Raw genomic sequence first — 24,942 nt, 5'->3', positions numbered from 1 at the left:
AAGGTCGCCGGTGTGTCGTTTCCGGTCCGCACCGGCGACCGGCTCAGGGAAGGGCGGCCCGAAGGGCTGCCAGCAGACGCCGAGCGGCCTCGACGTCTATCGAGCCGAGCTCGATGCTGGGCTCGTGGTTGCATCGGATGCAGTCCGGGTGGGCGTATACATCGGCGAGAATGCACTCGGCGATGGCCTCGTAGGAGTCGGAGAGCAGGTCACGCACTCGCACCTGGTGTGCCCACCTGGCCGCGCATTCCGTCGCGTCGGCTCCGGCCTCAACTTCCTCCCGCGGGGCGCCGAGCAGGATGGCGAGCTGTGCGGCGGTGGGGACGGATACCTCGCCGAGCATGATGCGACCGCCATCCACCTTCAGGTCCGGCAAGTCAAGGTCGTGCGCGAGGACCACCTCTCGCAGCCGACGGGCAACCTTGAAGGCTTCTCGCAGGCCCTTGCGGATCAATCGGGTCAGCTCAGCGGCCTCACGGGCGTTGACGGCGCTCAGCCCGATGAGAGCGCCGTGCAGCCCGATCACGGGACTCGGGCCGTTGATCCCGGCCTGGTGCAGAGCGGACCGTAGCTCGTGCGCTGCCGTCACCAGAGCCGCTCGGTCACTCGACGGGAGCGTAATGGGCAGGGTGCTCATGCGGACCTCCGGTTGGCAGGACAGTGCAGAGGGCTCGCCGCCTGACTACGAAGCACCCCGGCCTGGCTGGGAACGGATAAGGCGCGCGGTCGGGTGCAGACATCGAAGAGAGGCAGGCACGAGACGGGATGGACTACGAGCCACATCGGGCGTTCGCTACTGCCCAGTCGGGCGGTATAAGGGATGCCGTTGTGCAGATCCTTGACGACCATGCCGGCGCCCTGGTGATCGCCGAGCCAGGCCCACACGGTGCCGAAGGCTTCGCGATCCAGGTCGACGGCGACGTTCCGTGCGGTCGTCCTGAGCCAGGTGACCGCGCGGCCGGGGAAGCCGGTTGTCGTGCTCAGCACTACGGCGTCGGGCCGATCCGGTTCCGTGTAGATCACCTGGCACCAGTAGCCGCGGGGCAGCGTCATGCTGACCACCGTTCCTCGACGTGGGTGGAGCCAGCGGTGTCGGTCGTCTCGGCTGCCAGCACCCCAAGCACTTCTTCGACCGCCAGCGCCAGCCGACGCACATGTCCCCGGGCTGATGCGAGATCGGTAGGCGGGGGCTCGACCTTGAGCCGCTGTGCTCGCTCCACAATCGCCGTGAGTTCCGGACTCAGGGCTCCGGCGCCACGCTGGACAGCGATGTTCTGCAACTGACGCAGATGGCGGCCGATGCGGGGCGCCAGCTCCTGTACGTCCTCCATGGTGAGCAGGGCCGACTGCAAGCCGAAGGCCGTGTCCAGGTCGTCAGCGATCCCTTCGTCGTAGATGAACGAGTTGTGCAGGGGAGTGATGCACGCACGAACAGTCTCGGGAGAAGCCAAGCGAGTGGTCTCGACGTCCAGTTGCTTGGCCTGACGCCGCAGAAGCCCACTGGTCTGGCCGACCGCCACTTGCACCGTCGAGCGCCGCGATGTTGTGCCCCGATGGAGATTCACGCCCCCTCCACCGGGGTCCAGCCGGTCGCCCGGATGAGCACTGCCTGAAGTGCTCGTCGGTCGACATATGGAGCGGCAGCTGTAGGACAAGCCACCCACTCACTGCCGCTGTCATTGGTTCCGAGGGCAGGCAGTCGTACGGTCTCGTCCTTCCGAAGCTCCCTGATGCCAGGAGGCCATTTAACGGTCTCCTGCGGGTCCGGCATCACGAAGAAGAGGGTGACATCCGTGCCGAGTAGCTGCCGAAGGATCGGTCCGCTGCGCCCCGGAGCCGTCGCGCACAGATCATTTGCTGTGGCGATCCCGCGTTCTCCGGGGACGCGGACCACATCGAAGTGGGCTCCCGCCCGCACCATATGGACTCCGCTGGAAGGCAGCCACACCGGCCCCTCATGCACCGGACCCTGGTCACCCTCCAACGCTCCCGGCACAAAGGTCGTTTGCGTTAGATGAGGTTTGGAGATCATGTGTCACACACTGGTGACGGAGAGCCAGGATCGGTAGCTCTTCCCGGTGGACAAAGCGAACTGGGCTCCTGCGGTAGGACTTTGTACTGCCCTGTCCCGCCGCAGGGCCATAGTCGAAAGGAGGAGACCGTTGACCAGCGAGGACAAGGATGACAGGCCGCCGAGCTACGTCATCTTCGGCGCCCAACAGAAGCGCCTCCGCGAAGTTCGAGGGCTGAGCACCCAGGAGTTGAGCGACAAGATCCCGTACTCCGTTGACCTCGTGCGAAAGATCGAAAGGGGCGAACGCCGAGCACAGCCGGACTACATCGAGGCTGTCGACACCGCACTCCAGGCCCATGGTGTCCTAGTGGTCGTAGGCGAACATCTGTCCAACCAGTACCTCTTCCCCGAGTGGTTCGAGGAGTACGTTCAGGCTGAAGCCAGCGCCCTCCGCATCGACATCTACGACACCCACGTGGTGAATGGGTTGCTACAGACCGAGGCTTACGCCCATGCAGTACTGAGCGCCCACCATCCGACTCTCGACGACGAGGAGGTCGAGGCCCGAGTCGCTGCCCGACTAGAGCGACAAGCCCTGCTACCCCGCAAGCCCACCTGCATGCTCAGCTTCGTCATCGAGGAGTGGGTACTACGGCGTCCGATCGGAGGGAAGTCGGCGCTCAAGGGCCAACTCAATAAACTGATCGAGTGCGCTCGCATGCGGAATGTAACAATTCAGGTGCTGCCAACGGCCTGCGAGACGCACGCTGGCTTCGATGGCCCCCTCACGCTTCTGGAGACAGCTGAGGGCAAGCGGCTTGGATACGTGGAAGGGCAAGCGGGGAGCGACTGGATCGCAGCTCCGGACAAGGTCCGATCGCTCGAAGGACGGTATGGAATCATCCGGGGCCAAGCCCTCAATGCGGAGGACTCAGTGAAGCTCATCGAAGAACTGGCGGGGAATCTATGACCATCGAGCAGGCCACGATGCACGCCTGCGACGACCTCACCTGGGTCAAGAGCAGCTACAGCGGCAGTAACGGTGGGCAGTGCGTTGAGGTCGCAGCCCGACCCAACGCCATCCACGTACGGGACTCAAAGGACATCAGCGGCCCAAACCTCACCGTGTCACCACAAGGATGGGCGGCATTCATCGCCTTCGCCATCCAGAGCCCCGGTGTCGACTGACACCTTGCCCAGGGGTGAGGCCTCCAGTAACGGTGGCTCCCAGATCGGCGCCTGGTGAGTAGGTACCGAGCCGGGAGTCACCGTGAGAAGCCTTCCCAGCAGGCACAGTAACGACACTGTGCCCAAGTTGGCTTCCCAAACCGCTGCGCCCACGCCTCCGACCTCGGAGGCGTGGGCGCAGCGCGTTGGACCAGCAGGAGCGTTCGCTCCACCTTCCCTTGGCTACTCGTCGAGGTACAGCAGCGCCGTGATCGTCTTCTTGCACACGTCGCAGTGCATCGGCGCCTCGATGCTCGCCAAGTCGCATTCGATGGACGTGATGCGGTCCACCACTCCGGTTTCGACCTCGCCCTGCCAGGCGTCATGCCAGCGGTCGGTGTTCTCCTGGAGCCGCGCGACGTAGCCGCGGGTCATCTCGTAGAACGCCCGGACGCCGTGCTCCTTCATGTAGCCCCAGTTGAACTCCAGGCTCTTGAGCACGACGGGGAACGGGTGCAACGCCTGGGTGCGCCCCCAGGTCTCCAGCACGTCCTCGATAGCGAGCCTGCCAGCCCGCTCGTCCAGGACCGCCCACATACCCGAGGCGTCGTAGTCACCAAGCACCTGGTCAAGGATCCCGGCACAGCGCCGCAGGTTCGCCGTCTTCGCCTGGAAGACCCGCGCGACCTCGGCACGGGTCTCGGCTGTGGGTTCCTTACGTGCCTTGCTGATCGCGCGGGTTAACTCCGTGCTGAGAGCTGCCTCGTCGCACAGTGAGTCTCCGAAGCTGAGCCACGGATCCGGAAACCCGCGCTCAGCCGTCACCTCAAAGATCCGATCGCCTTGCGTTCCCATCCGCTCCTCCTCGAAAGTCGGCAGCGGACAGGGCCCGCTGCACGTCAACTGGATGGTGCGCACCGCCGCGCGAGCTCCGCGGCGACCTGATCGAGTGGGACCTGGACCTGCTCGCCGCTGTCCATGTCCCGCAGCGTGACCGTGCCAGCCTCGCACTCAGCCTTGCCGTAGATCACGCAGAAGCGGGCCCCCTGGTCGCTGGCCCACTTCATCTGCTTGGCGAACTTCCCACTGGCCCCCAGGTAGACACCAGTTCGTACCCCGACGCGCCGGATTTCAGCCGCCATCCGGAAACTGTCCGCCGCCAGGTCCTCGCCCATGACCGTTACAGCCACGTCGATCTGCGAGTAGCTGTCCTGGTCAGCCTGCTCCAGAAGCGGAAGGATCCGCTCGATGCCAAGCGAGCCGCCACAGGCTGGGGAGTCCTTGCCACCGAGCCGAGCGATGAGCCCGTCATACCGACCGCCGGAGGCGATCGAGCCTGGCATGCCCGGCGCGACGACCTCGAAGATGATCCCCGTGTAGTAGTCGAGGCCGCGTACCAGGTTTGGCGTGAACCCGATCCGCTCGGCCGGGATCGCGTCCTTGGTCAGCTCCAGCAGCCGGTCCACCTCCGCCAGTCCCGCCTGGCCCATCTCGCTGGACTTCAGCTCGCCCCGGATCCGCTCGACCGCGTCGGGCGAAGTGAGGTCATCCACCAGACCCTGTGCCACCTCCTGCGACAGCCCGCGGCTGGCCACCAGCTCGCCGACAACAGCCTCCGGGGAGAGCTTGTCGAGCTTGTCGAGCGTGATCAGCACGCCGGAGCCGAGGTCTTCGGGGACGTTGTACGCCTCCAACAGGCCGAACAGGACGTGCCGGGAGTTCAGCAGGAACCGGAACTCCGGAACGCCCAGCGCATCCAGGGCGTCGTGCAAGGCGAGGACAACCTCGGCGTCGGACAACGGCGAGGACGATCCGACGATGTCCAAGTCGCACTGTACGAACTCGCGGAAGCGTCCCTTGCCCGGCCGGTCGGCCCGCCATACCGGAGCGATGGCGTACCTCTTGTACGGGGAGGGCAGCTGGCTGCCGTAGGCCGCCACCGCGCGGGCCAACGGCACCGTGAGGTCATAGCGGAGGGCAAGGTCAGCCTCGCCGGTCGCCTCATGCTCACCGCGCCGGAGGATCTTGAAGATCAGCTTGTCGCCCTCGTCGCCGTACTTGCCGGTGAGGACGTCCAGCCGCTCGAACGCCGGCGTCTGGAGAGGCTGAAAGCCGTAGCGGCCGAATACTTCCCTGATTGTCGCGAACGCGCGTTCCCGCCTCTCATGCTCAGCGGCGAGAAAATCACGGGTGCCGGACGCGGGCTCAAACTGCTTCAACGAGGCCATGCGGCCATAGTCCCGGAAGCCGGGCGCCGCAGGCAAAACGCATCGAGCAGTGTCCCGACGACCTAAGCGAACCGCCGGGCGAAGACCCCCACACGGAGGGGTAGGGCTCCGTTCCGCCGGTGGTCGCCGGGGGCCACCGGATCGAGGCAGGCGATCCGGTACCCACGGTGCAACCTGGCTGGACCGCTTTCCGGCGCTCCCCGCGCGGCCCCATCGCCACCCGTCTGATGCAGCGGCGCAACACGCGCCCTTCAGCCGTCCCGGCCCATCGCTGGGGCTGCCCTTACCCAAGGTGCGCGTGGCGCCCAGGAAGATCCGCATAGCTACCGGTACCGGCGCCCCGGCGTCAGCCACGTCACGCCCATCACCTCGTCGGCTTCTTCTTCCTCGCCGGGGTCGTCCGGGGCTGGGGTCTGACGCACCTGGTCGATCTGCCGCTCGATGCCCCGCAGGTTCTCCTGAAGGTCCATGGTCACCACGCCGTCAACGGTGACCTTCAGCGGGTCGCCCAGCAGCTTCGCCCGTCGCTCCCCCAGCACCTCCAGCGCCACCGCCTGTACCGACCGGAGGCGGAAGAACCGACGCTCCAAGTCCGCCGAGTCCGAGTCCGGCCCGAGCTGAGCCAGCAACCACGCCGCTGGAACTCGTCCACCACCGCTCCCTTCTTCGCTACATCACGGCCCGCCGCCAGGACTCCTGTCGGCGGGCCGATCATGACGGGACAGCCTCTCGGGCCCCCGTCAGGGGTCACGATGAAGCCGTCGAGGACCGCGAACGCCGCGGCGTCTGCTTCTTCGGCCCGTCCCCATCGGTCTCGCCCGCATCCGGTTCTGCGGCCTTCTGGCCGGATGGGTCCGGCTCACCAACCGCAATCGGTTCCGGCCCGCACTCCGTCGGCAGAACCTCCCACGCATCGGGATTGGTCACCAGCGCAGCGACCTCCGGACTGGGCTCATCACCCGGGAGCAGGATCAACTCCTCTCGGGTGCACGGGTCCTGTACGTACACAGCAGCGATCAGACGAGGCACCGGTAATCACAGGACCTTCGCGACGCGCTGGCGGGCCACGGCCGCTACGCTGCCGAACTACAGCCCTACGACGTCAAGTTCAGGAGCGCGGCGTTGGAGAACTTCTTCACCCTCAAGAAGATCTGGAAGGACGGAGGGCCTTCCCCGCACGTTCTCGTGCTGCTGAGCGAGTATGAGGAGTTCCGCGAGTACGCCCGCGCCCACCACGATCTGCTCGCCGAGCACGCCGAGTTCGGTGTGATCCCCGAGGAGTGGCTGCACTCTACGGTCCAGGGCATCCACCACGCGGTCGACACGGAGCAGCTGGCTCAGCTCTGCGGCACCTCCGCGATGCGTTGGCCGACATGGAGCCGTTCCAGGTCCAGCTCGGCCTTCCGGTATGGCCTGGTATCACCGCCGTGACCGTCGCGGTCTACCCCGGCGGAGGACGGGATGGCCGCACTCAACCGCCGCGTCCGCACTGCGGCCGAGAAGGTGCCCGGGATTTCGTTGAGGCCGCCTGAGCTGCGCTTTTGAGTACGCCGCCGAGGTTGCCGCCCGGTCCGCCATCGGCATCGGCTCACGGCCGAAGGACGCGACAGATGCCTCGGATCACCCGAACGGGACCTCTTCGACCACATCCCAGGTGTAATAGCCAAGGTTGGGGCGCTGGTACTGATTGACAAGGTGGACTCGGTCGATCGTGATGTCCACTCGCGGGGGCCGCAGCGCACGCAGCGCACGGTTGAGGTCACGGTCCGGGAAGTCGGCCCGGGCATAGGTCAACGACGCGTGAGCCCAGAACCTGGCCTCCTTCGCACGCAGCGAGATGCCGGGAACCTTCTCCATCGCCGTACGGACGCGGCCGTTGAGCTCGGCCATCACGTCCTCCGGGTAGACGGCGACCGTGACCGCGGTGACGCCTGGCCACACCGGGCCGAGCTGGACCCGGAACGGCTCCATTCCGGCCAGCTCGACGCGCAGGGCGTCCCGTAGCTTGTCCAGTTGGCCGTCGTCGATCGCGTGATGGATGCCCTGGACCGTGGAGTGCAGCCACTCCTCGGGGATCACGCCGAGCTTGTCGCCGTACTCGGAGAGCAGGTCGTGGTGGGCGCGGGCGTACTCACGGAACTCCGGATACTCGCTCAGCAACACGAGGACGTGCGGGAAGGGGCCTCCGCCCTGCCAGATCTTCTTGGGGACGAAGAAGTTCTCCAACGCCGTGCTCCTGTCATCTCGTCGGCTTCCGCTCCGGACGGTAGTGCCCGCAGCCCCTGTCACGTGAGGCGTTCACGAAACATCTGTGATCGGCATAGCGGCACTTCTTCCGGTGTGCTCCGCGCCCTTCCGGATGGGCCGAAAAGAGGTGGCCAAATATGGCTCGTCGGGAGTGAGCCGCAGCTGGGCGTTGTTCTAGCGCTGGCCTCCCTACCGCGTGTGGGTTGAGGCGCACGAGACCGGTCTCAGATCCGCAGACCGGGCCGGCAACCCGGCGGCGGCGCGGCTGATGCGTTTGAACCTCGCGATCGGGCTGCGCCACCGGCCGCACGTCCGGCCAGGAAGTCCACCCCGCCCCTGAGGCCCGACGCCTTCTCCAGGATCGGCAGCAGCAGTTCCTCGGTGGTGCCGGGATAGGTCGTGGACTCCAGGACAACGGTCGCGCCGGGGCGAAGGTGCTCGCCCAGGGTCCGGGCGCAGGACTCGATGTAGGTAAGGTCGGGCACGCCGTCCCGCAGCGGGGTCGGCACCGTGATCACCGCGATGTCGAAGTCGGCCAGCGCGGCAGGGTCGGCGGTCGCGGAGTAGGCCCCGGTGTCCAGCACCGCACGGAGCCGGGAGGAGGCCACGTCCTCAACGTACGGATCGCCGGCGGTGAGCCGCTTGATGCGGTGTGGGTCCACGTCGTAGCCGACGACGCGATGGCCCACCTCGGCGGCGCGCACGGCGAGCGGCAGTCCCACGTAGCCTTGGCCGGCGCCACAACAACTTCCATGACGGCTCCAATCTGGGTAAGGAGCACTGCTGTGCCCCTGGTTTCTGTGGTGATGCCGGTACACAATTCGGCGGCCACGCTCGGGCCCTCAGTTCGGTCGGTGCTGGCGCAGACCCACACCGATCTCGAACTGCTGATCACCGACGACGCGTCCTCGGACGACTCGATGGATCTGCTGAGAGAGCTGGCCCGGCAGGACGAGCGGGTCCTGCCGGAGGCAGCGGCCCGGCAGGGGGGCGCGGCCAAGGCCCGGAACCTGGCCATCGCGCGGGCCCGGGGTGACTACATCGCCTTTCTCGACAGCGACGACATGTGGCTCCCGACGAAGCTGGAGAAGCAGCTCGGCTTCGCCGCGACGGCCGGGACGCCCCTCACCTTCACCTCCTACTACAAGGTCGACGCCCTGTACTCGGGCGAGGCCGCCGACTTCGTCCCGAACGGGCGCGTCGTGTGGGCGCCGGAACGCGTGGACTACAGCGCGATGCTGGTCCAGGACCACATCGGCGCCCTGACCGGCATGTACGACCGCAGGGTGGTCGGGGCGAAGCTGATGCCGGACATGCCGAAGAGGCAGGACTACGCGCTCTGGTTGTCGATCATGCGGGACGGGACCCCCGCCCGGGCTCTGCGGGAACCCTTGGCCGTGTACCGGTCTCAGCGGGCCGGGTCGCTCTCGTCGAACAAGCTGTCGCTCGTGCCGTACAACTGGGCCCTGTACCGCCGGCACGAACAGCTCTCGGTGTTCCGGTCGGCTCGGGCTCTGGCCGGGGCGGCATGGCACTCGGTGCGGAAGTCGCGCGTCTAGCACCCGTTCACGAGCCCGGGGAGCCCGGTGCGCGACCGTTTCCGGGTGGTGCCGGACCGGGCCCCGCCCGTGGCCGTGCCGCGTGATCGGCGGCTGGGCCCGAAGGGCGGGACTCGGCGGGTCACCGTTGCCGTCGGCCGGCTCGTCGCTTGCCTGTGAACAGGTGCGGATCGCGAAGCGGGCGGCGACATCGGCGGCGTACGCCATCCAGTCGCCGCCGCTCGCACGCTGCCAGGCGACGGCCACGCCGACGTGAAGGCCGAGCATCTTGGCCAACTGCCCCGTGGGCAACTGCTGGGCCAGCGCGAACAACGCGGTGCTGCGTCCCTGGCGGGCCTTAACTCCGTGAGCGCGGAGCCGTCGGAGCAGTTGCGAGTCGTGGATTGGCCGTCCTGCCGCCCGTCCCGGGAAGAGCCAGTCTCCCCCATGCCGGATCAGTGTGTCGGTGGCTCGGGAGGCTACGAATTCCAGCATGAGGTTGTCCAGCGGCGCTGGCAGGCGGATGGGCCGGTCGCCGAGGTGGGCGAGGACGCAGCATCGCCGGTGTGGTCCGTGAAGACGGTCGCCGGGAGCCGGGTGAGGGCGAAGCTGTGCAGGGTCTGGCCGGGGCGGCGTTCGCCGGTCAAACAGATCACGGCGGCGTGCGGCTCGACGAGCTCGTCGAGGCCCGTGGCAATGATGCGGTCGAAGGCATCTTCGGCCAGCACGGCCAGGGACTCGGCGGCACCGGTCGTGTCGGGGCCGAGGACGTAGTACGGGGTGGTGTCGGAGTGGGGCCGCGGTCATCTCGTCCTCGTTCGGGGCGATCACGATGCGCGGGCCAAGGCGGGAGGGGTGGGCCAGGCGGTCCAGGGCGGGCGCGGCGGCGTCAGCCGCCTGAAGAGCAGGGCTGTGTCGGACTCGGCGCGCTTCGGCTGGGACTTGGTACGTTCGGGCGTATGACGCTGCGTTCGGTGGATCTGCGCAAAGAGCCCGTGGAAGCCGTAGTGGACCGTGTTGAGCGGTCGCTGGGGGTGCGCCTGGATCACGAGACTGTGGTGCGTAAGCGCCGGTCTGTGGGGGCACGTACGGACCGCGGTACGTGGGTGCGCATCGAGCGGCGCGGACTCGACCGGATCGGGGTCCAGGGCGGGGATGGCACTGCGTCCGCGGAGGCCCTGCGCGGGATCGCTAAGCCAGCTTGGCTCGCCGGTGTCGCGTGGCGGGACGAGGTGGAACCGGTGATGTGGCGGGCGGACGAGACCGGACTGCTGCCGGGTGCAGCAGTGGGCAGCGCCGTGGTGGCGAAGGACCCGCAGTTGACTGAGGAGTGGTGGGCTTCGCTGAATGCCTCACTAGATGCCCTGGCCGCGCAGCACACGAACCGGATCGCGACACCGGATACCGAGACCCTCACGCAGGAGCTGGTCACGGGAACGATCCACAGCGTCTTCCCCGGCGTCGATACGGCAGTGGTCGATTGGTGTCCGGCCCATGGGGATCTCAACTGGGCGAATGTGACGGCGCCGGTGTTCTGCGTGTTCGACTGGGAGGACTGGGGCATGGCCCCGTGCGGCCTGGATGCGGCAAATCTGTGGGGGGCCTCCCTCGCCGTCCCGGCTCTGGCCGACCGCGTCCGCAGCGAGCGGCGCAACGATCTGGCGAGCCGGGACGGCAAGCTGATGACGCTGTTCGTCGCCGCGAAGATCCTCGGCCCCTACGCTGATCCCGAGGACCCCCGCCTGGTCCCCGCGCGGAAGACGGCGGAGCAGCTGCTGCAGGAGCTTCAGGCGAGCTGACGGGCTCTGAGGAGCTGCCGGTACTCCCGGACCACCCTCTCGTCGATCTCGTACGCCAGGGCCTCGGTCAGCTCCCGCAGGTGGTCGACGTTGTCCGTGCCGACAGCGACCGTGTCAACCCGAGGCAGGCCGTAGGAGGAGCGGAACGCAGCCTGGGCCTTCGTGATTGACGGGGATTTTCGCAGGAAGACCCTCGGATCGAAGCGCTCCCACACCGCCTGGGTCGTGCTTCCGCCGAAGGGACTCATGCCCCACACCTGCGACGGACGCCACCGCGTCGCCAGGGCCTCGGACGCTTCAAGGACGTCGACCCCGACCAGCAGCCCCGCCCGCACCATGAGGACATCAGGGCACGGCACGTCGAAGTCCATGAGCGGGCGCGGATCCCAGGTCGAGACGCCCCAGGAACGGCAGAGCCCCGCTTGTGCAGTGTCGGCCAGGGCCGCGCACGCCTGCGCCAGCGTCTCGGCGTCGGATGCCGACTGCTCCGGGTTGTGGAGGAACACCAGATCCGGCTCCCGCCCGAGGTCCTTGATCGCCTGCTCGGCGGCGATGCGCAGCCGGGCGGGATCGAGGCTGTGGCCCTCGGGAAAATATCCAACCTTGGTGGAGACCGAGAATTTCGGCAGCAGGTCGCCGACCGTTGTCTTCAGGACCTCGTGGGAGCGATGACGAAGGTAGTTGGACGCGGTGTCGAGGTGTGTTATGCCGAGGCCGACGGCTGCTTCGAGTAGGTCACGGGCGTGACCAGACCGGTATAGCCCGAGGACGATACTTCCGTCAGTGGTTCGCACAGCCCCTCCGTGATCAGCAGGTCGGCCAGAGTGGTGATGTCCTCGGAGGCACCGTCGAGGTAGACCGGGTGGCCCGACAGGAGCACCCAGAGACCGGGTTCTGCGCGTTCGTGGAAGGTCAGCCGCTTTCCACCGCCGCAGACTTGGACCGTGTCACCGGATCGGATGATGGATGGCGCGAACTCGGTGGTGGCCGCGACTCCATCCGGTGGGCCAAAGGCACCCACATGCGGCATGTGGCGTGCGGGCGGGGTACTGAACCTCAGTTCGTCCAGGTAACGCTCGGGGCTGTAGGCAGTGGCCAGAGCGCTGAGCTTGTCCGTCAGCACCTTGTGCCCGGCTCCGTGGGCGGATTCCAGGTCGTGGCGGAATGCTTCGCTGGCGCGGGCGGCGTCAGAGAGGAAGTTGGCCCATGTGACGCCGGTCCGTTTGGTGAACCCGAACGTCACATGCAGTGAGTGGCCACCCCTACCTGAGCCGAGGCGGGTGGCGGTATGCCAGAAGCCGCGGGGGATGTGCATGACGTCCCCGGCCCGCATGGTGCCCTTCCACAGCACTTCCTCGGAGGGCGTGCGGTTGCGTTCCGCGTCGCGGTACATCGGCGCCGACCGGGACGGGCCACGCACCTCCCACGATTTCTCGCCCGAAAGCTGCACAGCAATGACCTCGTGATCGTCCCAGTGCAGATGGAAACCGTCGGTTTCACCGACCGCGAGGTATGCGTTCGCGGAGGTCAGTTCGCCCGACCACCAGCCCAGGGCCCGGCAGGCGACTTCCAGCGTCGGGTCGAAGAAGTCCACGTGGTCCAGGACCACGGTGCCACCCTCGTTGAGAATCCGTCCCAGAGCCGCCATGTCGGCCTGGCTCACGGCCTGCCTGCGCCGGTTGACGTTGGTGGACAGGAACGTGGACGGGTGTATTTCGTCGCCCTCGGCGTAGCAGCGTAGCTGCGGATTGGCCAGGTGGTGGCGCTTGATCAGGTCCAGCAGCTTGTGCGGGGTCAACAGCCGTGCGGGCAGTTCCGGGTCCGTGAGACGGCCGCGTGCGAACGCGGTCCCCACGGAACCCGGCCCGTCCCAGTCGAGAGCCTTCTCAATGTGGGTGACGAGCCGGTGCTCCATGGGTTCCCCTTACTCCTTCGGGAGGTTCAGGTCGCGGTTGTCGCCGTCATCGCCCGCGCTGTTCTGCGAGCTGGTGATGTCGGACCGCTCGGACTCGCTGCGGTCGTGCGCGGTCGCCAGCTCCTCCACGGCGATCAGAAGCGCGGGGCTGGTCCCCACCTGTGTGGATGCCCTGTCTGCCATCTGTGCTCTCCTCTCAGCTTCTCCCACCCAGCTCCGGGCGAAAGGTCTGAGTTAACCCGCGTCCACCGCATGGAAGTAGAGCGGGATTCGGACAGATGTGCGGGGCGCCCTCGTTCGCCCGGTGGCGCCATAGCTCTGGCCGGGCGGCGCAGCCGTACCGTGGGCTTCACGGCCTGCGGAAGAGGCGTTGACGCTGCTGACGAACCACGTGCTGTCTGGCCGATAAGTCGGATCGCTCAAGGGCGTACGCCGACGGTGTACCGGACGGGGACGCTACAGGCGTACCGCAGGGCAAACGACCTTGAGTCTGAGCCACGCAACAGTTGCGTTCACCCCCTTCGTCATCGCCTGATCCCAAGAGGCAAGGCAGCAACGCCTGGAGCCCAGGGGCGGCTCCGGACATCGCCGCGCCGAGCTTCCACCAGGCTCAGCTCACCATGCACAGACCCGACAAGGGAGGCACCATGCTGTCCGAGCTATTCGGAGAGTCCTGATACCCCGAGTGCACCATTACGCACGCCTGACACGCTCACACCTTCAACCGCGGCCTGCGACGAGCGAGACCGGACCGGATGGACATCCGCGTCGACCGAGTACACGTAGTACGCCAACACCAGGACGTCGGGCATGGCTACTACACCTGCCAGACGCTGGCGGAGGTCACGCTCGCTGGCACGTGATCAGGTTTGGGCGAGGAAGAGCCGGATTGCCTCGCGCATCATCGCAACCGTGCCAGGCCAGCTATGCCCAGACGGACAGGTGATCGTGACCGGGCCGGACCAGGTTCCGCGCAACCGGAGCTCCTCCTGGCCGCACTGGGGGCACGCCACCTGGATAACCTCCGGCATGGGAGGCTCTGGGCCCTCTCCATAGGTGCTGTCCACATCACAGGCCCAGTCAACAATCTTGCCCGCGATGTCAGGACCTGCACTCACCGTAATGCGGCCGGCGATGTCGTATGGCTGGTCAGGATCAACGGGGGCAGAGTCAGGCATGAGCCGCACACTACTGGTCGCACACGTTGGTTACGAGATCGCCCGCCCCGGCCACTGCCCGACCGGCTCCGGGTGGCGCTCCCGCTGGCGGCCCGGGTCGTTGGCGCCGAGCCGGAACCACGGCTCCCGCCGCTGCAGGCGCAGCAGCGTCGTGGCGAGGACGCCCACCAGCCCTTGACCTGCGACTCACCTCCGCTCGCGCGGAGAGCACCACCTCCGAGTCGTCCCGGTCCATGGTCACTCCGACTCACCTCCGCTCGAGCGGAGGTGAACCGCAGAAGCTCACGGGCCTGATGGTGCATGATGCGTGCTCTCTGCGCGAGCAGAGGTGAACCGAACCCCACCACCATGTCCGACTACGACTTGCTGTGCTCTCTGCGCGAGCGGAGGTGAACCGGTCGGGGACGGCTCCACGTACCGGTGGTGGCTGTGCTCTCTGCGCGAGCGGAGGTGAAGAGTGTCCGGAAGCCTGCACGTCTGTACCCATAGCCATGTCCGCGGCGCCGTTCGCCGATCAGCTTCTAGTCTTGTGCTCTGGACATAGCCGGGATTTGGTGGCGCACGGGGGAGAAGGAAGGCTAACCGGTGGTCGACCGGGGTGTTGTCGATCCCTGGGAGCGGCAGAGCGGTGAGTCTCCCCAGGCGTTCGAGGCCTTCGCCGCCTACCGCCATCTCGGTGCGGCACGGAGTGTGACGAAGGTTGCGCGAGGGTTGGGTAAATCCACGACCCTCCTGTTCCAGTGGTCGCGGCAGTACGCGTGGGTAATGCGGGCGACGGTGTACGACCGTGAGCAGGACCGGGTGTTCCTCGCAGAGCAGCAGCAGGCGCGTCGGGATATTGCCCGTCGGCACGCCAAGCTGGCGCAGGCGTTCTTGGGCAAGGCTCTGGCGCGGCTCCAGGCACTTGATCCGCGTGAGCCTTCCTCACCGCGGCGGACTCCGGTGAGCTCCTCCAAATCGCAGCGCAGCGCCTCAGCTATCTTCTGCAGCCGCTGCGGCGTCGGCGTGTGCCTGCCCTCTTCGTAGAAGAACACCATGCGCGTCGACACCCCGATTCGCCGAGCGAGTTCGGTCTTCGACAGCCCTGCCTGCTCCCGCAGCGCCGCGAGGCGACCGGGAGTGATCACGCGCATGGGCAGTGGCATAACCTCCATGAAACTGCGATGAAGACTTCACGGCAATGCAAGTTGCAACGCGTACGAGGCTCCAGCCCCCGACGGTGAAGGCAACCCCGTCCGCCGATGGGCATGGCAAACGTCCACGACCACGGCGGAGTGCGAGAGGCTCAAGACCGAGCAGGGGGTGACGAGGGCCCGGATCTCGCAGAATCGCTTCCGTCGCAACCCATGCGAGGTAAGGAGCCTAACGCCGATTCAGGAACTGCTGCCTCGCCATCTGGACCATCTGGGTCGGCTCGGGCATCGACCACGCCACCTGGCACCTCATCGGTGTCCCGTTCCACCCCCAGCTCCTTGATAGCCGACCCCGCTGAAGACCTCGCCCACGGAACCGGCATCGGCAAGACCAACACCACCGCCCGCAGGTGAGCACGACCTCGGCTCCGCACCCCGGCCCATTCCGGCAACAACAAACAGGCACAAGGTCAGCCGCCCCCTGGTGACGGTGAACGATCAGTTGGTCCGCCGCAGGAGCCGTGGTGAACCTGCGTGGCCATACGCTCGCCTCTTCCTTCGCTGCACTGGCGGTAGCCGACTGGCGAGGCTTGGCCGGATCAAACCGATCACGGGGTCATCCTCGGCGGATTCTCCCATTCCGTCACCTCCGAAGACGCTCGTCGTGCACCATGAGCGCCGTAAGCCTCACCGTCAGTGATCTAAGCTCAAGGAGAGACTGTGGCTCAACCATTGGCAGGCGTACAGGAGTCTGGCGGTGCAGACGCGTCCAGGCCGGGCCGTCGCGTGCGATACCTGCGCGACGAGGCAGTACCGTCTGCGCAGCGGATGGTACTGGGCAATGCCCTACGCTCCCGTCGCAATTCCCTTGGCCTGAAGCAGGAGGAGGTGGCGCGCTACCTGGAGGGGTCGCCCTCGAAGGTCAGTCGCATCGAGAATGGCCAGCACCAATTCAAGGAGTGCGACCTGAGGCGGCTATTTACCATTTATGAGGTCGACGACCCCCTGGAACAGGCGCAGTTGAGGGAGTTGGCCGAAGAGGCCAACCGGGAGCCGTGGTGGCAGCCGTGGTCAAGCGTGACTCAAAAGCATCTCCAGGCGGTCGTCAGCTTCGAGAGCATGGCGCAGCGGATCAAGGTCTTCGAGCCTCTCCAGCTGCCCGGCCTGCTGCAGACTGAGGCGTACGCTCACGCCGTGATTCAGGGCGGCAGCGGGGATGCGCGCCAACACCGGGCACTGGCCGCCTTCCGCATGGAGCGACAACTGCGTTTTCGGCAGGCACCCGCGGACAAGAAGCTCATCTGCATCATCGACGAGGGCTCTCTGAGGCGCCGCTACGGGACTCCGGAGATCATGCGTGAGCAGGTGCGGCATCTGATTGACCTGGCTACCAGCCCTCGGTACCAGATCCGCATAGCCGAGCAGGATCGATACAACCTGCCAGTCTTCATCAACTCCACCACGATTTGGGATTTCTCCACACGGATTCTGCCCACAATCGCGTACGCGGAGACTTTCGAGGGCGGGCTGATCTTCCAGGACGAGGAACAGGTTGATGAGCGCATCAAGAAATTTGACGCTCTGCGCAACCAGTCACTTTCGCCCGCCAGGTCGGTGCAGCGGCTCCGGGACCTACTGAAGTCGAACTGCTACCGATAATGCGCCGCAGTCAGCGCTTCCGTCCCAGACCGGCATACAGGGAAACCTGAGCATCCGTCACGAGGCTGGGACCGCTGGCCGGTTCTGGGCGCCATCGGTGTCCCACGACCACTCCAGGCTCCACCATCTCCAGACCGTCGAAGAAACGTAGCACCTCGGCCTTGGTTCGCACTTGGGTCGGGGTGCCTCGTTGTGTGTAGGCGTCGACAATGGCGGACCAGGCTTCTGGGTCGAAGTCTCCCGTGCAGTGCGACAGGCTCAGATACGAGCCGGGAGCGACCCGGGCGAGGAGCGAGCGGACGATCTCGTAGGGGTCCTGCTCGTCAGGGACGAAATGCAGCAGGGCGTGGAGGCTCAGCGCTACCGGTCGATCGAGATCAATGGTGTTCGTCGCCTCGACTGCTTCCAGGACCTTCTCGGGCCGCGTGACATCGGCTTCGGCATAGCACGTCGTTCCCTCCGGCGTGCCGTCCAGGAGCTCGTCCGCGTAGACCAGTACGATCGGATCGTTGTCCAGGTAGAGGACGCTGCTGTGGGGAGCAATCTGCTGGACAATTTCATGGAGGTTGGGGGCGGTGGGGATACCGGTACCCAGGTCGATGAACTGCCGCACGCCCTGCCGAGCCAGGTAGCGGCCGACTCGGTGCATGAAGGCGCGGTTGACCCGTGCGGTCACCTCTATTGCGGGAAAGACCCGGATGACCGCTTCAGCTGCTTCACGGTCCACCGCATAGTTCGTCTTCCCGCCGAGATAGTAGTCGTACATGCGTGCGCTGTGCGCCCGGTTCTGCCCTAACTCGGCTTCCTGGCTGTTGGCTTGTCCGGGTGCCGGCTGCTCCCCCACTGGTCATCCCTTCATCCATGACCATCCACCCCCTGGCAGGGGGTGGATGCAGCAGATGCACTTGCATTGCCTCATGCCTACTGGTCGGTTGCCCTCACTGTCCAGTACGGAATCCGCAGCCATCCGTTCAACGCGTACCCGCCACAGGCCCCACGCCGACGGAAGCGCACGCCGGGCACCGGGCAAGCCTCATGCTCACGCTGAAGATTCCCGAGCGCGAAGTTGCAGGCGCGCATCCTAGAAACCGGTTGCCTCGTCAGAGCTCGTCGCGGGCCACAGCAGCTGTAAACGCCGCTGCCGAAGCCCGGGAAACAGCCATGACGGGGCCTTCCTTCCTCTTCGAGTCCCGGAAGGCGACCACCCCATCGGCAGTCTCCGCGACCTCGACACAGGCACCTGAGGGGTTGCTGTGCGAACTCTTCCGCCACGCCGATAAGCCATCTCCTCGGCGGACTGCCGACTCCGTAGATGTACGCCTCAGCTTCTTCATCGGTGAACCTCCGCAGCGAACGAACACTCCGTTGAGCCAGATGCAATTGCATCCGGCCTGACACTGGCAGGATCACCAGCCACGGTGCCCCCTATGCATGGTTGAAGCAATATTTCCGGAATTCAGCCACCTCTGCCCATGCAAGTGCGCTCTTGTCACGAGCGCGTTCATCCCACTGTCAGACCAGCCATCGCAGGCCATCGCCGCACGACCCATGGATTCGAATTTCGCTGTGAAACTGACGCATCGCGCGAGCAGCGGAAGGGGCGTGACCAGCCGGAAGGAGGCGCACCACCGGCGCGCGTTCTGTCACCTGATTCGAACTCAGCGGAATCCGCTCGATGGCAGCGGCGTCCCGGCAGAGCGCGGTGCGCGGCACGCAGGAAGGGCTCATCGCCGTGACGCAAGGCACGCGAGATGCCACGTTCCGCCTACCGTCAATCGCGCTCGGCCACCGAGGCCGAACGGCAACAGGGCCCCAGCAGTTGTGGTTGCAGCCGCCGCCGGGGCCCTGTGTCTACGACTCCCCAAGGAGAGACGCCATGGCGACATCCCCCCGGCGCCGCCGCCATAAACCCCGCAACATCCGCCTTCGTGCGTTGTGGATGACACAGCCCTGCCCGGACTGTCTCATCCACACCCTGCAGGTGCTCACTTCACCGGTCGGACACGCCCTGCTCCTACAGCGGCTCGGCCATTCCCTTTCCGCAACGGCCACGATGGTCCTTCTGGGAATGCAACTGGCCGCCCAACACCCCATCCACGGTCACCAAAGGCACCGTCTCTGACCACGGCGGGGCGCTGGGCACCGCGGCGCCCCGTACTCCCCACCTCAGCGGAGATCCGTGCATGCCTCACACACCACGCCGCCCGACTGCGGCACATACCCACATCGGTCTGGTCATGACCTCCATCTGGCGCCAGACCCACCTCCCGCTGGAGGCCCTGGCGCGCAGAACCGGCAGCGACCCCAAGTACGTCATCAGCATCCTGGCCTGCCGCCAGTTCCCAACCCAGCACTTCACGGACCGCTACGCACGAGCCTGTGGCGCAGACCCCTGCATCCTGCTCCGGATATGGAATGACGAACATGAACGCCGTAGAGACCCCTAACGTGAGCCGGCCAAGGGCTGAACGGAACCAAGGCCAAGCGCTCCTTGGGCGACCGTGGTGTGGCTGGCCGCGAGGGCCCCGGAAGTCGACACGGTGCCGCTATCCGCGAGGGAGCGGCCTGTACACAGGCGAGTTCACAGCCGTCGGCCAGCACGCCCGCCCCACAGTCTGACCCGAGCGCGGGAACATCGCGGTGGGTCGCCGGTTACTGAGTTTTTCGGGTTGTCGTCGGGCAGTGACGGTTGATGATCCCTGCGGTATGCCGGTGGTATGCGTTATCCGGAGGGCGGGGCCTGACCGCTGAGCGTCGGGCGTTTCGTGAGGGGATCCGGCTTCAGACCGGGGAACGGTTCGCGGCGGGTGAGAAGACCGCGGTGATCGCGAAGGAGGCGGACCTGGAGTTCACGCGCGATGATGCTCAACCGGGATCCCGTTCGAGCACTCTCGGTTGCGCCGGATCGTGGTGGCGACGTTCACCCGGCGGGCGCTGAGGAGCTGGCCAGGTCGGGAGAGCGGCTGTGGACAGGTTCAGGATGTTTTGTCGAAGCCGATTGCCCCGGGTCTAGTGCTGGCCGCCGATAGAGAAGTGAACCGGTGGACTCAGAAATCTCTGAGTCGACCAGCGTCGCATCACTCACCGAATCTTGTGCTGCGCTCTCGCGTGGCGTCCTCAGTTCACGGCCAAGGGGGCGTAGGCGAGCCGTCCGGGTCGAGTCCGTACGGCCACCTCATTTTAGCCTCGTCGTCGGGAAGTTCGCCGGTATCGGCGGCTCGCTGGTAGAAGGTCTCAGCGCCCTTCTGGTCCCCGGCCTCGTCTCGCATCCGTGCTAGGTGGATCAGGGTGTCGGGGTCGCCGGTGGCGGCGGCCTGCTGGTAGAAGGTCTCAGCGCCCTTCTGGTCCCCGGCCTCGTCTCGCATCCGTGCTAGGTGGATCAGGGTGTCGGGGTCGCCGGTGGCGGCGGCCTGCTGGTAGAAGGTCTCAGCGCCCTTCTGGTCCCCGGCCTCGTCTCGCAGCTCTGCCAGGCGAACCAGGGCGCCAGCGTGGCCTGCGTCTGCGGCGCGCTGGTAGACCGCTTTGGCGCCCTCCCAGTCACCGTCCTGTTCCCGCATTCGCGCCAGGACTGTCAGTGCGATGGGGTTGGTAGCAGCCTGCTGGTAGAGGGTCTCGGCACCCTCGAGATCTCCGGCTTCCTCCTTCAGCTCGGCCAGGTGGACCACGGTGTAGGGGTCGCTGGTGTCGGCGACCTGCTGATAGAGGGCTTCGGCACCGTCGAAGTCTCGAGCTTCCTCCTTCAGCTGGGCCAGGTAGATCAGGGCATCGGTGTCGCCAGCATCGACGGCCCCTTGGTAAAGGGCTTCGGCACCGTCGAAGTCTCCGGCATCCTCCTTCAGCTGGGCCAGGTAGATCAGGGCATCGGTGTCGCCAGCATCGACGACCCGTTGGTAAAGGGCTTCGGCACCGTCGAAGTCTCCGGCATCCTCCTTCAGCTGGGCCAGGTAGATCAGGGCATCGGTGTCGCCAGCATCGACGACCCCTTGGTAAAGGGCTTCAGCACCTTCCTGGTCCCCGGCCTCCGCCCGCATGTCTGCCAAACGGGCAATGGCGTAGGTGTCGCCGGTATCGGCGGCCCGTTCGTAGAGGGCTTTGACACCCTCCCAGTCCCCGGCTTCCTCCTTCAGCTCCACTAGGTCGACAAGGGCGTCAGCGCGGCCAGCGTCTGCGGCTCGCTGGTAGAAGGCTTCGGCACCCTCACGGTCTCCGGCTGCCTTCCGGCGCCCCGCCAGGAGGAACAAGGCGTCTGCGTCGCCGGCATCAGCGGCCCGCCGGTAGAGGGCTCCGGCGCCCTCCGGGTCTCCAGCTTCTCTCCTTTGGTCCGCCAGGTCAGTCAGATCGCTGGTGCCGCCGGCGTCTGCGGCTCGCTGGTAGAGGGATTCAGCGCCTTCCATGTCCCCTGCCCCCTCCCTCATCCGTGCCAGGTAGTTGAGGGAGTAGGGGTGACCTGCGTTGGCGGCGCGGAGCCGGAGGTGGTGTGCCCACTGCAGGCGGTGCCTTTGTTCAGCGGCGATCGCAAGGTTGCCGAGGTCGTCGGGGTGGGTGAGGTGGGCGTGGGCGGCGGCCCAGAACGATGCGGGTGGGCACAGCTTCAACCGGGTGGTGCGGCCGTGCTGTTCGAGGTAGTCGGCGAGCCGGAACGCTGGTCCTGTCACGGAGGTAGGCGTGGGTGCCGATGTCGGGCCGCCGGGTGGGCGGCGCCTGGGCCGGGCTCCGGTGCGGCGCAGGGGTGCCTGCTTGCCGTGGACGGGGCGGGCGAGGTCGGCGAAGGCAGCCTCTGCCCAGTCGTCTGTGAGTTCGTCGTAGTCCTGGTCGCTGAGGTAGTCGATCGCGGCATCCGTGAGGAAGGTTTGCGGGAGGTGGAGGCCGATGCCAAGACGGCGTGCGTCCATAGCCGCCTGCAGTACGGCCTTGGCGGTCGGTGTGCTGTGCTCGTAGCGACGTAGCAGTTCGGGGGCGCCGGCGAGGTCCTGGGTGATTCGTCCGTGGGCGTGGGCTCGAGTGAGAGCGTCGGCGAGCAGTTGATCGCCGTCTTGCGCCAGGACAGCTACGGATCGTAGTGCGTCCTGGTCGAAGGTGTCAGGGATGGTGAGGGTGCGTCCGGCGAGTAATTCTCGGACCCGGCTGTGCGGATCCGGGGAGCCAGCGGGGGGCAGGGCTGTGTACTGGTCGGCGTATTCGGGCCAGAGGGTGCCCAGAACGAGGACCGGTCGGCGCTGGGGCTGGGTGAGGAGCGAATGGACGGCGGCCGCGATCCGCTCGCCGAGCTGGGGGTTGCCGAGGTAGTGCTGGGCTTCGTTGAGCCAGACTACTGTGCGAGGCACGACACGTTCGAGGTCGTCGAGGGCGGCTTCGGCTCGGGTCGGGTCGAACGGGTGCCACAGCCGCCACCCGCGGGTCTCGAGCGGCTGAATGGCCTCCCAGCAGGCCCTTGTCTTGCCGGTGGAGGACGTTCCGACCAGGACCAGCATCCGGCTGTTGCCCTGTGCGGCCTCCAGCGCCGCGTCGGTGAGGATCCGGTCATGGCCACGCGGGACATAGCCGGGCAGCACCCGCTGAGGCACGATCCCAGAGCCGACCCCGGCGGGGTGGACCTCCAAGTCGTGAGGGTCCCACTCCGTGATCGGCTTGCCCGGGCCGTGGTCCTTTCCAAGGGCAGGGTCGTTCTCTCTAGCGGCGACGCGCCGCAGATCTAGCAGTTGCTGGTCTGGCAGGCGTAGCACGCGGGCCAGCGCGACAACCGTCTCGGCTGATGGAGCGGGCTTGCCCGCCTGGAACGCCTCTTGCACGGTGGTGCGGCCCAGTTCTGCTCGGGCGGCGAGCTGAGTCTTGTTCAGCCCGGCACGAGCCAGGCCGTCGGCGAACCTCTTGCGCAGCTCGATGAGCGCCGCCAGCTCGCTAGATTCTTCGTGCATTCGTCCCGCCCCGGCTCGATGTGTTCGCCCGTGTTCATCATTGTTCAGCCGGACCCCGGCGAACATCGTCTCCGCGACCTTCGTCACGTCAACGCCTCACCTTTGCAGGAGCCTGCCGTGACCCGTCTCGTCGTTGTCCTCCTCGTTACTGCGCTGGTCGTCATGCTCGCCCTACTGGCTGCCGCCGCTGCGGGCCTGCTCGCCCGGCTGGATGGCGCCACTTACCCCGCTGCCCTCATGCGGGCCACCACCACGTTCGCTGCCGCGCTCACCCTTGCGGCCGCCCTGACCGGTGCTCTCGCCCAAATCGTCTCCTGAGCCCTTCTCAGGCTCGATATCCGGCGCCGAGGGGACTGGCGAGACGGATCTCGGCGCGTACAGCGCCGGACTCCGCACCGAAACCGGTAACAGAGGGGGCCACGCGCATGCCGCGTGGCCCCCTCAGGTTGCCCCGCACACATGCGGCGCGCTCGCCTGGGCCGCCGGCGGTTAGGCTCTTCGGCCCCGCCTGTTCTGGAACGGCGACCACCGTGCCCCGTTCCGCGGCTCGTCGCCTGGCGGTGCTGCGCTGGGCTACCGCACCGAACCCGCCCCCGGGCCCATGCCCCACGCTGCGCATCAGACTCACGCTGTGCGTCATGCGACCCGCGTCTTCGGTAGACGCGCCGACATCGTCACGACCAGGGGATTTCCGCAGGTCACAGGGGGTACAGCACGACCAGCCCTTGATTGCGGCTCCCGCCCAGGACTCGAACCTGCGGCCAACGACCGAGCCGCTTCATGGGTACAGAGTGGATTCCACAGTGATCCGCGATCCCGGGGACCACCGCCCTGCGCCGTTCCCATCTGCCTGGTGCCCTGCCGGGGGCACCACCTGCGCAGCAGGTCAGAGAGTCACAAGGCCCCTCGTTCATTCGAACGGGGGGCCTCCTTCACGACGGGATGCCACATCCCCAAAGGATCATGGATTGCAACGGGGTATAACCCTGCACGGCAGAGGGAAGCAGTCCACACAGTGAGACTACGAGGGGCGGCGCTGCTCCCCATCCAGCGTCGCCGATTTCCGCCTCAGCGGACCCGTGGTCACTGGGTGGGAGGCTCACACCAAGGAAGAACGCTCGGTTCGGATCGGCGCGGGCCTACCTCCAGCAGTTCGGCCCCGCCGACGCGCCACCTTGGCGACGCGCACGCGGGGCCCGGCTCAGCGCGGCAGCGGGCCGGGGTCGGAGTCAGGGACGATGAACCCCTGGAGACGCCCGGCCGTGGGCGGGTGCTCCTCGGCCTCCGCCTGAGCGGCTCGCATGGCGGCGACCAACTCGGCGTACCTCGGGTCGATCCACTCCATGGGCGCTCTCCTCTCTCTTCCGGCCCGCAGCCTACGCGTCAGCCCTTGGGCTTGGGGATGATGACGATCGGGCCGCCATCGTCCGAGTGCTGGCACGTGGCCGCGACCGGGATCGAGGTGTCAGTGGGCGCGAGCCACAGTGCGTCATCGACGGTGAACCCGGCTTCGACGATGCGCTCCTGGGTCCGCGTCAGCGCCTCGGGCTCGCGTCGCTCGGGGTCCGGGGCCTCCGGGACGTGGTGGACGAACCTGCCCAGGCGCCGACAGAGCTCGCGGTACAGCTGGGTGTGGAGGATGAGCGCGTGCCACCCTTCGTCGACGACTCGCGACGGGGTGAGCGGGCGGTCCGAAACGGCCTCGGCGGCGACGAACTTCACGGCCTCGGACACGATTCGGAGCGCCATGGCCTCGTCGAGTTCCGGGTTGTCTCTCAGGACGGTGCCCACGACCGCATCCCGGGCGGGTGGGTCGAGTAACGCAGTAACGTCTCGCATGTGCCTACCTCTCAGTGTGGGGTGGTGCACGGTCCTCGTCCCGGCCGCCGGCCTCCAAGCAGGCGGCCGGGACGAGCCTTTCTCGACGGGGCTCCGATCAGCACCGGATCCCCGCCACCCTGCCGAGGGGTGTGCGCGCCGACGGCAGGGGTCTGGCGGGTGGGCCGCTGACGGCGAAGCCACCCCGGTGCGGGCCCCGGGGACGCCAGCGACCCACCCGGTCATCGGGCCGGGTCTCCGGCCACGCACAGGGCAACGACCCCGGCCAGCAGGCCCAGGCCCGCCCCGAGCACCAGTCCGGCGCGGGCGG

Annotated in this window: 25 protein-coding genes and 2 pseudogenes; 8 read left to right on the top strand and 19 right to left on the bottom strand. The window is 66.9% G+C overall.

Annotated elements, in window-relative coordinates; genetic code table 11:
• Positions 1–43: 43 nt before the first annotated feature.
• From JK363_RS23100 to JK363_RS42645, 3 genes are read right to left on the bottom strand one after another with little or no spacing between them, the layout of a single operon-like run.
• On the bottom strand, positions 44–637 hold the full coding sequence (locus JK363_RS23100) for a hypothetical protein (protein WP_201876907.1): 594 nt from the start codon (positions 635–637) through the stop codon (positions 44–46).
• Entirely contained in the window at positions 634–1,053 is a 420-nt protein-coding gene (locus JK363_RS23095; protein ID WP_201876906.1) for a hypothetical protein, read from the bottom strand. Before JK363_RS23095 ends, JK363_RS23100 begins: the two co-directional genes overlap by 4 nt.
• The gene (locus JK363_RS42645) at positions 1,050–1,565 is read right to left on the bottom strand and encodes a DUF6415 family natural product biosynthesis protein (RefSeq protein WP_201876905.1); all 516 of its coding nucleotides are present in this window, start codon (positions 1,563–1,565) and stop codon (positions 1,050–1,052) included. The genes JK363_RS23095 and JK363_RS42645 overlap by 4 nt, the downstream gene beginning before the upstream one ends.
• Positions 1,566–2,162: 597 nt before the next feature.
• On the opposite strand from JK363_RS42645, the gene JK363_RS23085 reads away from it, so the two are divergent.
• Complete coding sequence (locus tag JK363_RS23085) at positions 2,163–2,984, top strand: helix-turn-helix domain-containing protein (protein WP_201876904.1); 822 nt, start codon at positions 2,163–2,165, stop codon at positions 2,982–2,984.
• Positions 2,981–3,202 carry a DUF397 domain-containing protein gene (locus JK363_RS23080; protein WP_236076029.1) on the top strand — a complete coding sequence of 74 codons (222 nt, stop codon included), beginning with the start codon at positions 2,981–2,983 and terminating at the stop codon, positions 3,200–3,202. Before JK363_RS23085 ends, JK363_RS23080 begins: the two co-directional genes overlap by 4 nt.
• Before the next feature lie 222 nt (positions 3,203–3,424).
• Here the strand turns inward: JK363_RS23080 and JK363_RS23075 are convergent, their stop codons facing one another.
• The 3 genes from JK363_RS23075 to JK363_RS23065 form a co-directional block, all read right to left on the bottom strand.
• Entirely contained in the window at positions 3,425–4,036 is a 612-nt protein-coding gene (locus tag JK363_RS23075) for a hypothetical protein (RefSeq protein ID WP_201876903.1), read from the bottom strand.
• Positions 4,037–4,080: 44 nt separating this feature from the next.
• On the bottom strand, positions 4,081–5,445 hold the full coding sequence (hisS, locus tag JK363_RS23070; RefSeq protein WP_236076028.1) for a histidine--tRNA ligase: 1,365 nt from the start codon (positions 5,443–5,445) through the stop codon (positions 4,081–4,083).
• Positions 5,446–5,732: 287 nt separating this feature from the next.
• On the bottom strand, positions 5,733–5,999 hold the full coding sequence (locus tag JK363_RS23065; RefSeq protein ID WP_236076027.1) for a hypothetical protein: 267 nt from the start codon (positions 5,997–5,999) through the stop codon (positions 5,733–5,735).
• A 532-nt stretch (positions 6,000–6,531) separates the two neighbouring features.
• Between JK363_RS23065 and JK363_RS23060 the strand changes: the two genes are divergently transcribed.
• On the top strand, positions 6,532–6,840 hold the full coding sequence (locus tag JK363_RS23060; RefSeq protein ID WP_201876901.1) for a hypothetical protein: 309 nt from the start codon (positions 6,532–6,534) through the stop codon (positions 6,838–6,840).
• A 189-nt stretch (positions 6,841–7,029) separates the two neighbouring features.
• Here the strand turns inward: JK363_RS23060 and JK363_RS23055 are convergent, their stop codons facing one another.
• On the bottom strand, positions 7,030–7,635 hold the full coding sequence (locus tag JK363_RS23055; protein ID WP_201876900.1) for a 2'-5' RNA ligase family protein: 606 nt from the start codon (positions 7,633–7,635) through the stop codon (positions 7,030–7,032).
• A 332-nt stretch (positions 7,636–7,967) separates the two neighbouring features.
• Positions 7,968–8,390 (bottom strand): annotated as a pseudogene (locus tag JK363_RS23050) (nucleotide sugar dehydrogenase); the annotation flags it as partial.
• Positions 8,391–8,441: 51 nt separating this feature from the next.
• Here JK363_RS23050 and JK363_RS23045 point away from each other — a divergent pair.
• The gene (locus JK363_RS23045; protein ID WP_201876899.1) at positions 8,442–9,215 is read left to right on the top strand and encodes a glycosyltransferase family 2 protein; all 774 of its coding nucleotides are present in this window, start codon (positions 8,442–8,444) and stop codon (positions 9,213–9,215) included.
• Positions 9,216–9,673: 458 nt separating this feature from the next.
• On the opposite strand, the gene JK363_RS23040 is transcribed toward JK363_RS23045, so the two are convergent.
• Positions 9,674–9,922: a hypothetical protein gene (locus JK363_RS23040; protein WP_201876898.1), complete on the bottom strand. Its 249-nt coding sequence runs from the start codon at positions 9,920–9,922 to the stop codon at positions 9,674–9,676.
• Between the two features lie 231 nt (positions 9,923–10,153).
• On the opposite strand from JK363_RS23040, the gene JK363_RS23035 reads away from it, so the two are divergent.
• A complete protein-coding gene (locus JK363_RS23035) occupies positions 10,154–10,993 on the top strand; it encodes a hypothetical protein (protein WP_201876897.1) in 840 nt (279 codons plus the stop codon).
• Here JK363_RS23035 and JK363_RS23030 read toward each other — a convergent pair.
• The 5 genes from JK363_RS23030 to JK363_RS44720 form a co-directional block, all read right to left on the bottom strand.
• Entirely contained in the window at positions 10,981–11,787 is an 807-nt protein-coding gene (locus JK363_RS23030; protein WP_201876896.1) for an aldo/keto reductase, read from the bottom strand. The genes JK363_RS23035 and JK363_RS23030 overlap by 13 nt on opposite strands.
• Positions 11,697–12,908, bottom strand: a complete 1,212-nt coding sequence (locus JK363_RS23025; protein ID WP_201876895.1) for a JmjC domain-containing protein — start codon at positions 12,906–12,908, stop codon at positions 11,697–11,699. Before JK363_RS23025 ends, JK363_RS23030 begins: the two co-directional genes overlap by 91 nt.
• A 9-nt stretch (positions 12,909–12,917) precedes the next feature.
• On the bottom strand, positions 12,918–13,091 hold the full coding sequence (locus tag JK363_RS23020) for a hypothetical protein (RefSeq protein ID WP_201876894.1): 174 nt from the start codon (positions 13,089–13,091) through the stop codon (positions 12,918–12,920).
• 1,025 nt (positions 13,092–14,116) lie between these two features.
• On the bottom strand, positions 14,117–14,254 hold the full coding sequence (locus tag JK363_RS23015; RefSeq protein ID WP_201876893.1) for a hypothetical protein: 138 nt from the start codon (positions 14,252–14,254) through the stop codon (positions 14,117–14,119).
• A gap of 494 nt (positions 14,255–14,748) precedes the next feature.
• Positions 14,749–15,219 carry a helix-turn-helix domain-containing protein gene (locus JK363_RS44720; RefSeq protein ID WP_201876892.1) on the bottom strand — a complete coding sequence of 157 codons (471 nt, stop codon included), beginning with the start codon at positions 15,217–15,219 and terminating at the stop codon, positions 14,749–14,751.
• A gap of 720 nt (positions 15,220–15,939) precedes the next feature.
• On the opposite strand from JK363_RS44720, the gene JK363_RS23005 reads away from it, so the two are divergent.
• A complete protein-coding gene (locus JK363_RS23005) occupies positions 15,940–16,878 on the top strand; it encodes a helix-turn-helix domain-containing protein (RefSeq protein ID WP_307821834.1) in 939 nt (312 codons plus the stop codon).
• A 10-nt stretch (positions 16,879–16,888) separates the two neighbouring features.
• Here the strand turns inward: JK363_RS23005 and JK363_RS23000 are convergent, their stop codons facing one another.
• Positions 16,889–17,722, bottom strand: a complete 834-nt coding sequence (locus JK363_RS23000) for an SAM-dependent methyltransferase (protein WP_201876891.1) — start codon at positions 17,720–17,722, stop codon at positions 16,889–16,891.
• Positions 17,723–17,978: 256 nt separating this feature from the next.
• Positions 17,979–18,212, bottom strand: a complete 234-nt coding sequence (locus JK363_RS22995) for a DUF397 domain-containing protein (protein ID WP_201876890.1) — start codon at positions 18,210–18,212, stop codon at positions 17,979–17,981.
• A 1,383-nt stretch (positions 18,213–19,595) separates the two neighbouring features.
• Here JK363_RS22995 and JK363_RS45035 point away from each other — a divergent pair.
• Positions 19,596–19,714: pseudogene (locus JK363_RS45035) on the top strand (IS630 family transposase); the annotation flags it as partial.
• Between the two features lie 286 nt (positions 19,715–20,000).
• Here the strand turns inward: JK363_RS45035 and JK363_RS22990 are convergent.
• A complete protein-coding gene (locus JK363_RS22990) occupies positions 20,001–22,880 on the bottom strand; it encodes a tetratricopeptide repeat protein (RefSeq protein ID WP_307821833.1) in 2,880 nt (959 codons plus the stop codon).
• A 30-nt stretch (positions 22,881–22,910) separates the two neighbouring features.
• Here JK363_RS22990 and JK363_RS22985 point away from each other — a divergent pair, with 30 nt between their 5' ends.
• Positions 22,911–23,111, top strand: coding sequence for a hypothetical protein (locus JK363_RS22985; protein ID WP_201876942.1), 201 nt, complete (start codon positions 22,911–22,913; stop codon positions 23,109–23,111).
• 883 nt (positions 23,112–23,994) lie between these two features.
• Here JK363_RS22985 and JK363_RS22980 read toward each other — a convergent pair.
• Positions 23,995–24,138, bottom strand: coding sequence for a hypothetical protein (locus JK363_RS22980; RefSeq protein ID WP_201876889.1), 144 nt, complete (start codon positions 24,136–24,138; stop codon positions 23,995–23,997).
• Positions 24,139–24,176: 38 nt separating this feature from the next.
• Complete coding sequence (locus JK363_RS22975; RefSeq protein ID WP_201876888.1) at positions 24,177–24,632, bottom strand: glycine-rich domain-containing protein; 456 nt, start codon at positions 24,630–24,632, stop codon at positions 24,177–24,179.
• Positions 24,633–24,942: the final 310 nt, after the last annotated feature.

The organism is Streptomyces coffeae, from assembly GCF_016741875.1.
In the GTDB taxonomy this organism is placed as follows: domain Bacteria; phylum Actinomycetota; class Actinomycetes; order Streptomycetales; family Streptomycetaceae; genus Streptomyces; species Streptomyces coffeae.
This window is presented reverse-complemented; position numbering and strand designations above follow the sequence as displayed.